Source organism: Rhizobium sp. BR 362, from assembly GCF_036528765.1.
GTDB lineage: Bacteria > Pseudomonadota > Alphaproteobacteria > Rhizobiales > Rhizobiaceae > Rhizobium.
The window spans coordinates 1-12,909 of the sequence record NZ_JARWGH010000007.1; the positions used below are offsets into that span (position 1 = coordinate 1).

A 12,909-nucleotide genomic window follows, 5' to 3' on the forward strand; every position below is an offset into this window, starting at 1 on the left:
CGGTRCTGATGAACCCGGTCAGCCGCTTCATCTATTGGAACATGAACTACCATGTCGAGCACCACATGTTCCCGATGGTGCCCTATCATGCGCTGCCGAAGCTGCATGCGATGATCAAACACGATCTGCCGAAGCCCAATCCCTCGATCTGGTCGGGCTACCGCGAAATGATCCCGGCCTTCCTGCGGCAGTTGCGCAACGAGGATTATTTCCTGAAGCGAGAGCTGCCGGCGACAGCGCGGCCCTATCGCGAGGAATTCCACAATACGCTGACGCAAGCGGCGCAATAACGGCGGCCAAGCCAAACAGCAGATAAGAACGACATACAGGGAGGCAGGAATGAGCGGCAATTGGATCGAAGTCTGCGCGGCGGATGCGATCGACGAGGAGGACGTCATGCGCTTCGACCATGGTGGCAAAACCTTCGCCATCTATCGCAGTCCGGAAGACGACTATTTTGCCACCGACGGCCTTTGCACGCATGAGCAGGTCCATCTTGCCGACGGGCTGGTGATGGACAACATCATCGAATGTCCCAAGCACAACGGCCGCTTCGACTACAGAACCGGCGAGGCCAAGGGCGCTCCGGTCTGCATCAATCTCAAAACCTATCCGGTCAAGGTCGAAAACGGCACCGTGTTTATTGCACTTTGAGGGGCGGCGATATTCGTCTTGCCAAAATGCCTCGTGCCACGTGAACAGCGTCCAGACGATCATCAGCCCTTGACGTATCGCGCCGAACTATAAATTTCTCCCCATCCAATTTAAGGGGAACGCCATGAAAATTCTGGGCATATCGGGTAGCCTTCGCAAAGGTTCTTTCAACACGGCATTGCTGCACGCCGCCGTCGAACTGGCGCCACCAGGTGTCGAACTCATCGCCAGGACCGTCCATGGCGTTCCGCTTTACGATGGCGATCTCGAGGCGGCCGAAGGCGTTCCGGAGAAAGTGAGTGAGCTTAAGGAGCTTGCCGCAGCTTCCGATGGCTTGATCCTGTTCACGCCGGAATACAACAACTCGCTTCCCGGCGTCTTCAAGAACGCGGTCGACTGGATGAGCAGGCCGTCCAGCGATATTCCCCGTATCTTCCGGGCAAAACCCGTCGCCATTCTCGGCGCTTCGCCCGGCAATTTCGGCACGATCCTCAGCCAGAATGCCTGGCTGCCCGTATTTCGCACACTTGGCGCCGATCCCTGGTTCGGCGGGCGGCTGATGGTTTCGCGCGCCGGCAGCGTTTTCGATGCGGAAGGCAAAATCGTCGATGAGAAAGTGAAGCAGAACCTTGCCGCTTTCATCGAGGGTTTCGCCGCATTCGTGGAAAGCACGCAAAAGAGCTGATCGACACATTTCGTGTAGTGAGGCATGCGCGGAACTATGATTGAAAGATCGCACAACCTGTTGAATTGGCAGCGTCGCGTCGGCGCTTCCGGGCTGCATACCATCTTTCCTTCGAGCCGAAATGAAATCCAATACCGCCGGTTATATCTTCACGCTGTTGGCGATCAGCATATTCGCCATACAGGACGGGATCTCCAAACATCTGGTCAGTGCCTATCCGCCGCTCTTCGTGGCAATGATCCGTTATTGGGCATTCATGCTGTTTGCCGTCGCAATGGCGTCACGCTCTCCGGGCGGATTGCGTGCCGCCATCCGCACCAAACGGCCGCGGCTGCAGGTCGCGCGTGGGCTGCTGCTCGCCTCGCAGATCGTCGTCGCCATTTCATCCTTCGTCATTGTCGGCCTTGCCCGTTCGCAGGCAATCTTCTCATCCGGACCTTTGATAGTGGCATTGCTGTCCGTACCGATCCTCGGCGAAAAGGTGGGGTGGCGCCGCTGGCTAGCAATCTGCATCGGCTTTATCGGCGTTCTGCTGATCCTGAAGCCGGAAAGCGGCTTTTTCGACGTCCGTTTCCTGGTGCCGCTTGCCGGTGCCCTGTTGTTTTCGTTTTATGTCGTCATCACCCGCTATGTCAGCCGCGACGACCCCGCCATGACGAGCTTCTTTTACACCGGCGTCGTCGGCGCTGTGGCCATGAGCTGTATCGGACCGTTCTTCTGGACACCGGTTGCGCCGTATGACTGGGCTTTCCTGGGGGTACTCTGCCTTACCGGCATGTCGAGCCACTATTTCCTCATTCGCGCCTATGATCTTCTCGACGCGGTGGTCATTCAGCCGCTCACCTATCTGCAGCTCGTCTTCTCGGCGATCATCGGCATATCGATCTTCGGCGAGACCCTCAGTGTTAATACGGTCATTGGTGCGGTTATCGTCGTTGCCGCGGGCATCTTCACGATTTGGCGCGAACACGTCCTGGCACGCACTGGTGCCAGGACGTTGAAGACATAGGAAGGTTAGGCGTCGATCTCTGCCTTCGGCCGTTCCTCGGTGTAGTAGCTGGTGTATTTCTGCCGGTAGCGCTCCGTGCCGCCGAAGTCGCTGTAGCGCGACAGTTCCGACATGTCCGTCTTGTTGAGGATGACGCCGAGAACGCGCGAATTGATCTGCGGCTCCTGTTCCAAGAGGTCCCTGACGAGATTGGTCGGCGTCGCACCCCATTCGGCTACGAACAAAAACGCATCCACCTGCGGCGCGAACGCCTTGGCATCAATGACCGGTGCCAGCGGCGCAAGGTCGACGACGATGTAGTCGAACATCTTCCGCGCGCTTTCCATCAGGTTCAGCATGCCCTGCGAAGACAGGAGTTCGCTGGTGTGCAGAAGATGATCGCGCAGGACCACCGGCAGAATGGCAAGCTTGGTACGCGGATCGACCCTGACCGCACTTGCCCAGGGTATTTCGCCGAGAGCCGCCTCGATAAGGCCGGTCTGCGGCGGCGACTTCAGCATCCGGCTCAAACCGGGATTGCGCAAGTCAGCGTCGATCAGCAGCGTGCGCTTGCCGCTGCTTGCGAGCAGGGCGGCAAAATTGGCGGCCGTCGTCGACTTGCCTTCGCCGGGAAGCGCCGAGATGACGCCGATCACCCGGTCGGCGCGTCCCTGCAGCATGACATCGCTGGCAAGCTTGGCATTGCGCAAGGTTTCGGCGAATATCGAGCGCGGAGCCTCGACCGAGACACGCATGATCCGCTCGAAAGCGACGCCGTTTTCGGCCTCTTCGGCGGTTGCCGGCCCGGCCTTTTGTCTGCGGCTCTTTTTCTTCTTGTCGAATGTCTGTTGGCCGAGGAGCGGCAGATAACCCAGGAACTTGAGGCCGAGCGCCGTGCGCACATCGCTTTCCACCCGGAAGTAGCGATCGCGGAATTCCTGAAGTGCGGCAAAGGCACCACCGGCCATCAAGCCGAGCACGATCGAAAGCGCCATGACGAGCGTCTTCTTCGGGCTCGACGGCGCGGTCGGAACGCCGGCGGCGGAGATGACGCGCGCCTTGGCGATCGGGAAGGAACGCTGCTGCGATGCCTCCTCATAGCGGCTGAGATAGGATTCGTATAGCGTCTTCAGGGCTGTCGCTTTCTGGTTGAGCTCATTCAATCGCACCAGAGATTTATTGGCTTCGGAATTCTTGCCGACCACCCCTTCGATGCTATTGCGCAGCGACACGGCACGCGACTGTGCAACGTCGAACTCATTTTTGTAGCTCGCCGTCAGTTGCTGGAGCTCCTGGTAAATTTGCCGCGTAATGTCTTCGCGCTCCGCCCGAAGCGCGACGGCCTGGGGATGATCGGCGCCGAAATTCTGCGTGACGTCCTGCTCGCGCTTCTGCACATTGAGATAGCGCGTCTTCAGATCCTGCAGCACGCTGTTGTCGGTCTGGCTGGACGAGATCGTCGCGTTTTTCACCGCATTGTCCGGCCCCTGGTCGATGATCGACTTATATTGATAGTAACGTGCCGAGGCGCTGGCCGTGTCGGCCTGGGCGATGATCAGTTGCTTGTTAAGATCGGAAATCTGCTGCTCCGACATCAGCTCGCCGCCGGTCGAGGTCAAACCATTGTCGGCCTTGTATTTTTCGACATCGAGCGCAGCCTGTTGCGAACGCTCGCGCAGATCGTTCAGCCGCTCCTGCAGCCAGACAGATGCCCGCTCGGTCGCATCGAAATTGGCGTTGAGCTGATCCGTCAAATAGGCGTCGGCATAGGCGGCCGTGACCTTGGCGGCCAATTGCGGATCGGTTGAATCGAACGATACGGCGACGACGGAACTGCGGGTGACGCGCTCCACCTTCAGATCGGTCTGCAATGCTGCGGCGACTTGCTGACGTTGCGCTTCACGCGCCTGATCGGGCGTCAGCGGCGGCGTTGCCGGTTTAAAGGCGCTGACGATCAGCTTTACGCCGGACTTGATCAGAGCCAGCGGCGACTGTGGCGGGTTGAGGATCTCGTCATTGTTGACAAGACCGGCCGCATCGACGACGCGCAATGCCATCTCGTTGGATTTTAGGATTTCGACGGCGCTGGCGATTTCCATATCGGCTTGCTGACTGCTTGCCGGCGGCGGCTGATCCTCCGCATATTTCGTCATATTTTCATCGAGCAGTATCTGCGTCATCGACGTATAGCTCGAAGGCGCCGTCAACAGATACGCGACCGCCAGTGCGAGGAAGATGGCCACTCCGGCAATGATCGTGCGGATGCGACGGGTGATGACCGCCATCAGCCGGTCTAGGTCAATGAAACCATCCTGCTCCTCAGTTGGAAGAGCGCTGTGGACGGTGAAATTCTTCTGATGCATGGCGACCACCTTGTCGGAGAAGCCTGAATGAATGACGGCTCTGGCCTGCGGCCAGCAAGGCCGCAGGCGAAAGTATGAAGCGGCTTAAGCTGCGGTCATCTGCGCTTCGTGCGAGAGAACCAGGTTTCGGATCGAGTCGTAGACGAGACCGCCAATATCCGCGCGTGCCAATGCGAAGGCGACGTTCGCCTCGATGAAGCCCTGCTTCGATCCGCAATCGAAAGTCCGTCCGCTATAGGCCTGGGCATGGAAGTCCTGCGTTTGAGACAGGCGCAACATGCCGTCGGTCAGTTGGATCTCGTTGCCGGCGCCGCGCTCCTGCCGGGCCAGAATGTCGAAGATCTCAGGCTGGAGAATATAGCGCCCATTGAGGTAAAAGTTAGAAGGCGCCTCGGACGGGTGCGGTTTCTCAACCATTTTGGTCACGCTGAAGCCATGTCGCACCGGCGCGCCCCGGCCGATGATGCCGTATTTCGATGTCTCTTCTGGCGCACATTCCTCGACTGCGACGATATTGCCGCCGACTTCGTCGTAGAGCTCCATCAGCCCCGCCATGCAGCCGCGCAGGCCGTGGCAGACCATGTCGGGAAGCAGCAGCGCGAACGGCTCGTTGCCGATCAGGTCGCGGGCGCACCATACGGCATGGCCGAGACCAAGCGGCGATTGCTGACGGGTGAAGCTGATGGAGCCAGCCCGCGGCAGAAGACGTTCCAGTTCGGAGACCTGCTTAGTTTTGCCCGCCCTATGCAGCGAGGAGATAAGCTCCGGCGTGTCGTCGAAATGATCTTCGATGGCCGACTTGTTGCGGCTTGTGACGAAGACGATGTGCTCGATGCCGGCTTCGATGGCCTCATCGACAGCGTATTGCACTACCGGACGATCGACGATCGTCAGCATTTCCTTAGGCATCGCCTTGGTGGCCGGCAGGAAACGGGTTCCGTTGCCGGCAACCGGAATGATCGCTTTTCTCACAGGATGCTTAGGGTCCATTGCTCTATCCTTTGTTAGAGTGAGGGCCTGCGCCCAAACTAGGGAGGGAGGGGGAGATTTGAGGCGTCGCAGCCACTTCGCCGCCTGCCGGCAGAACGGGTGCCGGCAGGACGCTTGCCTCACCGCTGCCGCTAAGAGGGGCGGCAAGACGACGAAGGCGAGCTGCGATCGGCATGCGCAAATGACGGACTGCGCGTGGGTTGCGGCAGACTATTTTCAGGGCGTTCGGCAGGGCGCCGTCCTTGATGCTTTCGACAAGCATCAGGAAGGACAGTGTTTCTTTCAGGTTCCGCGTGCGCCGCCGTTGAGCGGCTAGAGCGGCGGCACCGAAAGGATGTTCAGCAAAAAACTTCCGGTCGGCAGCGATCATCGCCTCGACGTCTTGCCGCTTCAGCACCCGCGAGATTGAGCCCTCACGAATGTAGTAGAGATAACCAGCCGTAGGTTCGACGGCGCAGACGCCGCCGTTGGCCAATGCGGAGGCGAGAAAGATATAGTCTTCACCGATCCTGAGGGTCTCGTCGAAACGCAGGTGGTGTTTTTCGATGAAAGCCCGCTCAAAGACGGGTTTCATGTAACCGAAATTATGCTCCGAGCGGAAAATCATGTTTGACGAGATGAATTTTGCCAGCGTCAGAACCGGCAGGCGCGAAAGCACGGCTTCGGGAAACATGGTGCCTGCAGTCTCATCCTGTCCTCTGATGATATCGAGATTGTCGACCACGATCTGCGCCTCGGCCTTTTCGGCCCGCGCAATCAGCCGGGCCATACGATCCGGGCGCAACGCATCGTCGGAATCGAGCACGGCAACCCAACGACCGCGAGCGGCGTCCAAGCCGGCATTGCGTGCCGCAGCGGGACCGCCGTTGCGGGGCATGGCAACCAGCCGTACACGCGGATCGGTGTGATTGCCTGCGATCGTCGGCGTGTTGTCGGTGGAACAATCGTCGACGACGATGACTTCCATGCTGACGGCGCCCTGCGCGAGCGCGCTGTCTATGGCGCGCTCCAGCGTATCTTCGGCATTGTAGGCTGCGATGACGAAGCTGACATCGGGGATGAAATCCGTCATTGCGGTGCTTTCTCCAAACTTCCGTATTGTTCGATTTCTCGGACACCGAACAGGCCGCTGACGACGCCGGCGTGCATGATGCCGCGCAGGCCATAGCGATGGCGCTGCAAAGGCAGAGCGGCAAAAAGCGCAGCGGCTGCAAAGCAATAGCCGGATTTGGTCGCGGCTAGCGCAATTGCCTTCCACCGGCGAGGGCCAGCCGATGTCTCCAGCAATATCCGTCCATGCGTCTGACCCATGCGAAAACGCCGCTTCGTGAGCCAGGCGAGCGTTGCCCTACCGTTCGGCACCGGTTCGTAGACCAGGGCGTCCTTGGCAAAGGCAATTCGCCCGCCCGCCTGATGCATGTGGGTGAAGAATTCGGTATCCTCGCCACCGCTGCGTCCCAGCGCGAGATCGAAGCGACGGCCGGCAAGCGACGGCGCATTGCGTCGCAGCAGCGCATTGCAGGTATAGCCGGTACGGATATCGCCAGAGACCCAGACCGGCAATGTGGAATGGAAGTCGCCACGGCGCATCCAGCCCGGCGCAATGTTCGGATAGACGGCGCGCACCGGGCCGAGAACGGCGTCAGCGCCGGTGGCATCCGCGGTAACCAGCAACTCCGAGAGCCAATCCTCCGACGCTGTCTCGTCGTCATCGATGAAAGCCACGAAATCGCCGGTAGCATGGTCGAGGCAAGCATTGCGGGCGATCGAAATGTTCGACGCAGGGCAATGTACATAAGTGATCTCGAAGGGCACCGCCGACCGCATGGCGTCAACCCGGTCGCGCGCACTCGGCGTAACGTCATTATCCGCAATGATGATGCGGACGAGAGTGTCGGCAGGCACGGTCAAAACCGCCAGCGACAACAGCGTCTGGTCCAATTCGAGACGACGATAGGTGCAGACGGCGATATCGATAATCACGGGCCGGCGCTCTCGGTTCCCTGTCATGATATCACCCTGCGTCCTCGGAAGCTAAGGACTTCCATCCAGAAGCCCATCGACCACGCAAAATGCATGACCATAGCCGAGATGGCGGCAAGCGGTCCGTACGGGTTCTTTTCTCCAAGAGCGATCCAGAAGCCGTAGGCGACGCAGGCGAAAGCCCAAAGGCTGATGGGAACGACCGCGATCCAATTGAGGATCGCCAGAAAGGCGCCGACGAAAATCGGCACCACGGCCAGCGGCAGCATCTGGCGGATGCTCGGCATGCTGCGATGCTTAAGAATATTGCGCGCCCGGCCGCGGCCATAGCCGAGATACTGCCGGAAGAGCGTTGGAATGCTGGAACGCGGATAATAGGTCATCGCCGTCTTGTCGGTGAGCCAGATGCAATAGCCGGCTTTGCGCAGACGATAGTCGAGTTCCGCATCCTCGTTATGGCTGAAGGCTTCGTCGTAGCCGCCGACGGCGCGGAACGCAGCGATGCGCATCAGCGCATGATGGCCGTGATCGGCCCAATGCCCCTTGGCGCCTTCGCGATGCTTCGAGCCGCCATTGCCGAGCTTTGAATTTTGCGCCACTGCGGTTGCCTTCTGGAAAGCGCTGAAGCCCATGGTGCGCATGGCGACGACAACGGAATCCGCGCCGGTCGCATCGGCTTCCTGCGCCAGTATTTGGCAGTAATCCCGGGGGTAGTCCCCATGGGCGTCGATGCGGATGAGATAGTCGTAGTCATCGCCCAAAGTTTCGACCGCAAGATTGATCGCAGCACTTTGCAGCCGCTTCGGATTGTCGAGCAGGAGAATGCGCGGATCGGCCGCCGCGACCTCCCTCACAATATCGCGGGTTCTATCGGTGCTGCCGCCATCGGCAACCACGATCCGGGCATCAAGTTCGTCCAGAGCACGGCCGAGCTTGGCAAGCAGCGGCTCGATATGCTTCTCCTCGTTGAGGCATGGGATAACGATCAAACAACGCATATCCATGGGAATTCCGGTCTTCATTGCAATCCACCTCTATTGCGATGCAGTTTTGGGAGGGTCTGTAACTCGGCGTTTTGCTGGCCGGCGCCGGTAAGGGAGGTCAGCCGCTGCACCAATCCTCGGCATTCAGCGCGATCGGTCATCCATTGCCTGCGGTCCTGCGCGGCCAAGGCGTTGAAGGCGGCGAGGTAGCGTTCACTGTTCATATCGCCCAGGAGAGCGACCAAGTTGGCAGCGTTTGCCTTTTCGAGCGTCAGCCCGATTTTCCGGTTTGCCAGGAACCGTGCAGTCTCGGTACCGTCGAAGGCAATCGGCACGGCGCCGTGCAGGCCGCCTTCATAGAGGCGGTTCGGCAATAGCCAACTGGAATTCAGTCCCTCTTCAAAAAAGTCGATCGCCCAGGAGAATTGCACCTCGCCGTAGATCGCCGCGAGGTCCTCGGGATTCTTGTAAGGACCGCCGAAGTGCATGAAAGGCGCATTGCGCACGAACCCGTCGAAATCACTGAACTCCGAATGGGCCGGCCGGCCACGCAAGATGATCTCGAAGCGGCCTTCCATCCGGCGTGAAAAGTCAGCCAGTAATTCTAGTGACTGGCGGCAGCGAAGCGCGCCGAACCAGCCGATCTTCCAGGGCTCTCCGCTGCCCGGCAAGCGGGGTAGGGCGATCTCAGCCCCGGTGCCGTCTACTGCCATGACCTTGTTCTCGAGAAGGACGATCGGCAAATCGAGACCGGAACGAGAGCGGAAATAATGCTCGACGAAGGCCGGCGAACTGGTCAGCAGCAGCGCCGCATCCGTACCGAAATGACGCTCCGCGCTACGAAGAGCACCGCCAAAGACATCCTTGCGCAGCAGCAGCCGGTGAATGTCGAGGCACTCATAGACAACGGGCATATCGCCGCCGAGAATGGACTTGGCGCGGTTAGCCACGGCCAGCATTTCGAGGTTGCGGCCAATGATGACGTCCGGCTTTTCGACCGAGCGCAGCAGGCCGCGCAGTTGCAGAGCCGACTTGGCAACGGCAGCGATACGCTGCCCGAAATGGGCGTCGCGTGTCCGGCCGAGTTCGATCGGTTCAATGCCGTGAATGGCAGCCAGCGTATTGTCATCGCGCCGAAAGCCCGCCAGCGTCACCTTCGCCCCACCCGCCTGCAGCATCAGCACCCGCCTGCGAATGGCGGGATCGGCGAGATCATGGACGAAATAAAGAATATGCAGCATGAAAACTTTCGCTTTCGTGCCTGGCGGGAAGCCGGGCGCCTCGTTTCGTTCGTATTGCATCGGGTTCATTGCTCCGGCTGAGGAATCCGCTTCGCAGCCGGAACGTCTCAGTTGAGCTTGCAGGCGATCGATTCCGGGAATTGGCACTTGTCGCCCGCCGCCGTGAAGGCAACCCGATCGATCTGCATGGTCGCCGGCCCGCCGCCATAGGCGAACTTGCCCATCCAGTCGTTCAGCGTGTCCGTGCCCCAGAGGCTGAAGAAGATCTTCTGGGCATGTGTCGGCACTTTCGAAGGATCGGTGACCTCCCGAACGAGCTGGCCGTTCACGTAATAGCGCAGCCGGTCCTTTTCCCAGACGAACGCGTAATCGTTGAAGCCTTGATCGGCACCACCGGCGACCGGAACATATTTTTCATTGCCGCCTTTGGCGCCGACATATTGATTGAGCTGAACCTGCGCGGGGTTTTTGCCAAGGACTTCGAAATCAATCTCATCATGCGGTTTCTTGTCGGTCGGACCGATATAGGTGAAGAAAGCCGAATTAAGGCCAGAGCCTGTTGCGGTGCGATAACGCGCTTCGTAGGTGCCGTAGCCATAGGTCTTCGTCGTCTGGATTTCGCCGCAGGCATAGTCGCGGGCACCGGTTTTGGCCTGGATGAATTTAAGCTGCAGAATGCCGTTCTCGACACCGATCTGCTTCTTGGACCAGGTGCAGTTCTGGTGCGGGCCGTTGTTCCAGCCATCCGAAATGTACCACCGGGCACTGTCGATCTTGTCGAAGTTGTCGACGAAAGACCTTCCGCTCGGCTGGTCCTCCTGTGCGAAAACTGCAGAGGGAATAAGGCCGCTGCTCAAAACGGCGAAGGAAACGAGGCTGAGTTTTAGCGCATGAAAGATCGGTTTCGTCATGTGTCACCTTTACTCGTTTACTAGGAGGTCACCCGCCGGCCACCGGCGGTCAGGACTTCAAGGCGCGGCCGCGTGCGGCTGCCGGTCAGTAGATCGCAAAAGGAGGGCAGGGCGCCGGAAATCGCGCGCAGGCGGAGAAAGCCCACGCGAAACAGGCTGTCGCGTAGGAAAATTCGAAACCAGTCAAAGGGGCCATAGGCGCCGTTGAATGGGCTGGAATCGGTATCGAACGGGATATGTACAAACATGGTGCCCCAGATGGGCACAATGCGCATGCGATTGATCCGCGAAGACACGTTGGCAGTCACATTCACGATATCTGTCACCCTTTTTCAGACCGCTCCCCCCTTGCAGCCGTTTCGACCAGAGCAGACTAGAGCCCGCAGACGTAAGCTAGGGCGATCTCTCGAAAGGAAATATGGCGATGCAGCAAAAAACCGGGGTGTGCGACCCGGAAGCCCCTCGTCTTCCTATGAAAATTGATGGGAACACATCTAATCCAATTGGGTTAGTGCCCATATAGGTATTTGGTATTAAATGGATTTAAGAAAGGTATCATATTCTGAAGGCGGCATGGAATTACACGCTGCAGCGGCACTAAATTTTTTTCCACCGTCCGAGGATTTTTTTGCGCTGCGGCAGAAATCCGAGGTCAATCGTGATCAAAATAGGGCAATGATACAATCTTACTGAGAAAATCAGAAAAAGGTGACTCGCCTGCAGATTGTTATTTTGCTCTGAACATCCTGCGTGAGCAGACGAGTTCTACGAATGGGCAGATAAGCGTCCCCAGCGTCTGCAGTGCGGCGCTCGGCAGCGAACGACAAAGGCTAATTGTCCGCCGTTTCTAAAAGGCGGGACACGAAACCCCCCAAGGCAATGCGCGGGTCTTTGATAAAACACACTGTTCGACATTGTTCGTAATCGAACGGGCGCTAACTGTGGGGCCACGGCGACATTCTGTCTCTCGGAGCCGACGGAAAAATCGGCGATGGAAATGTCGAAAAATTCATAACCCGCTCCTGCGAAGGGGCCGCAAATTCTTTGTTGAAATCACAAGGGCGAGAAAATGGCGTCAATTACAATAGTTATTCCCTTCTACCAGCGGCAGACGGGCATTCTGCAGCGTGCATTGACGTCCATATTCAAGCAGGTATTTCAGGATTTCGATATTGTCATCGTCGACGATGAATCGCCGCTGCGAGCGGAAAGCGAGTTGCAATCGCTTAGTGATGAAGATCGGGCGCGAATTAGAGTGATCCGTCAGGCCAATGCAGGACCGGGCGGCGCCCGCAACACGGGCCTCGACAATGTGCCAGCTTCGAGCCGCTTTGTCGCCTTCCTTGATTCCGACGATGAATGGGCACCGCTACATCTCAGCAACGCGTTCGAGGCGCTGACGCGCCATAACGCCGATTGCTATTGGGACTCGATCGAAGGCGGTGAGGGATTTTCCTATCATTTCGGCATCGCGGAATTGGTTAAATCGGCGGATGCCACGCGCCTTTCGGTTCGTCCTTCGCTGATCGAAGTTCCCGATGTCGCTAGCGTCATGCTGAAAGACTGGGCCTTCTTGCACCTTTCCTGCATGGTGATCGGACGGTCGTTGTTTGAGAAAATCCGTTTCGAGGCCAAGCTGCGGCTGGCGGCCGAGGATGTGCTGTTCTTTTGCGATTGCATACTGGCTGCCAAGCGCGTGTTGCTCTGCGAAGACGCTGGTGCCCTGCGCGGGGAGGGAATGAATATTTTTCACAGCATCGACAGCGCCTCGCCGGAGTTCCTGCGGCAGCAGTTCAACACCTGGACGGCGCTCGATACGCTGGAGCAGCGGTTTTTGCAGCGACCCCAAGATATTGCATCAATTCGTTCCTACAAAAATCGCGCCCGAAAACAGGCGATATGGAGCCAAGTGGGGCAGCTACGCCGGCGGCAATTGCCGCAATTTGGGCTGCTGATGAAGTGGGCATGGCACGATCCTGCGATATTGCAGAGTGCGGTGCAGCTTGCCGTGAGTAAATTTACGCCCTAGTTTTCGCACCGCAGCAAAGCCGACATGCCGCACATTCCTAAAGAGCCAGCGCGTGTTCGGCTAATAGCGAAATTACCAAGGA

13 protein-coding genes are annotated in these 12,909 nt (G+C 58.5%); 5 read left to right on the plus strand and 8 right to left on the minus strand.

Translation table 11 applies throughout. The features are described 5' to 3' along the window. From QDY28_RS12235 to QDY28_RS12250, 4 genes are all read left to right on the plus strand, one after another. A partial coding sequence (locus QDY28_RS12235; protein ID WP_331381954.1) for a fatty acid desaturase occupies window positions 1-290 on the plus strand: 290 nt, incomplete at its 5' end. A 49-nt stretch (window positions 291-339) separates the two neighbouring features. Beyond that, window positions 340-654, plus strand: a complete 315-nt coding sequence (locus QDY28_RS12240) for a MocE family 2Fe-2S type ferredoxin (protein ID WP_331381955.1) — start codon at window positions 340-342, stop codon at window positions 652-654. A gap of 124 nt (window positions 655-778) precedes the next feature. After that, entirely contained in the window at window positions 779-1,339 is a 561-nt protein-coding gene (locus QDY28_RS12245) for an NADPH-dependent FMN reductase (RefSeq protein WP_331381956.1), read from the plus strand. Between the two features lie 121 nt (window positions 1,340-1,460). Continuing rightward, window positions 1,461-2,348, plus strand: a complete 888-nt coding sequence (locus QDY28_RS12250) for a DMT family transporter (protein WP_331381957.1) — start codon at window positions 1,461-1,463, stop codon at window positions 2,346-2,348. Window positions 2,349-2,353: 5 nt separating this feature from the next. Here QDY28_RS12250 and QDY28_RS12255 read toward each other — a convergent pair whose 3' ends face one another. The 8 genes from QDY28_RS12255 to QDY28_RS12290 all read right to left on the minus strand — a co-directional run bounded on the left by QDY28_RS12255 (window position 2,354) and on the right by QDY28_RS12290 (window position 11,073). After that, window positions 2,354-4,690, minus strand: coding sequence for a polysaccharide biosynthesis tyrosine autokinase (locus QDY28_RS12255; protein WP_331381958.1), 2,337 nt, complete (start codon window positions 4,688-4,690; stop codon window positions 2,354-2,356). An 84-nt stretch (window positions 4,691-4,774) separates the two neighbouring features. After that, a complete protein-coding gene (locus tag QDY28_RS12260; RefSeq protein ID WP_331381959.1) occupies window positions 4,775-5,680 on the minus strand; it encodes a UTP--glucose-1-phosphate uridylyltransferase in 906 nt (301 codons plus the stop codon). A gap of 4 nt (window positions 5,681-5,684) precedes the next feature. Beyond that, the gene (locus tag QDY28_RS12265) at window positions 5,685-6,752 is read right to left on the minus strand and encodes a glycosyltransferase family 2 protein (protein ID WP_331381960.1); all 1,068 of its coding nucleotides are present in this window, start codon (window positions 6,750-6,752) and stop codon (window positions 5,685-5,687) included. Then, the gene (locus QDY28_RS12270) at window positions 6,749-7,690 is read right to left on the minus strand and encodes a glycosyltransferase (RefSeq protein WP_331381961.1); all 942 of its coding nucleotides are present in this window, start codon (window positions 7,688-7,690) and stop codon (window positions 6,749-6,751) included. Before QDY28_RS12270 ends, QDY28_RS12265 begins: the two co-directional genes overlap by 4 nt. Continuing rightward, a complete protein-coding gene (locus QDY28_RS12275) occupies window positions 7,687-8,685 on the minus strand; it encodes a glycosyltransferase family 2 protein (protein ID WP_331381962.1) in 999 nt (332 codons plus the stop codon). The genes QDY28_RS12270 and QDY28_RS12275 overlap by 4 nt, the downstream gene beginning before the upstream one ends. Further along, window positions 8,682-9,887 carry a glycosyl transferase family 1 gene (locus QDY28_RS12280; RefSeq protein WP_331381963.1) on the minus strand — a complete coding sequence of 402 codons (1,206 nt, stop codon included), beginning with the start codon at window positions 9,885-9,887 and terminating at the stop codon, window positions 8,682-8,684. The genes QDY28_RS12275 and QDY28_RS12280 overlap by 4 nt, the downstream gene beginning before the upstream one ends. A 107-nt stretch (window positions 9,888-9,994) precedes the next feature. Then, window positions 9,995-10,798, minus strand: coding sequence for a glycoside hydrolase family 16 protein (locus tag QDY28_RS12285; protein ID WP_331381964.1), 804 nt, complete (start codon window positions 10,796-10,798; stop codon window positions 9,995-9,997). Window positions 10,799-10,818: 20 nt separating this feature from the next. After that, window positions 10,819-11,073, minus strand: a complete 255-nt coding sequence (locus QDY28_RS12290) for a hypothetical protein (RefSeq protein ID WP_331381965.1) — start codon at window positions 11,071-11,073, stop codon at window positions 10,819-10,821. A gap of 794 nt (window positions 11,074-11,867) precedes the next feature. Between QDY28_RS12290 and QDY28_RS12295 the strand changes: the two genes are divergently transcribed. Then, window positions 11,868-12,827, plus strand: a complete 960-nt coding sequence (locus tag QDY28_RS12295) for a glycosyltransferase family 2 protein (protein ID WP_331381966.1) — start codon at window positions 11,868-11,870, stop codon at window positions 12,825-12,827. Window positions 12,828-12,909: the final 82 nt, after the last annotated feature.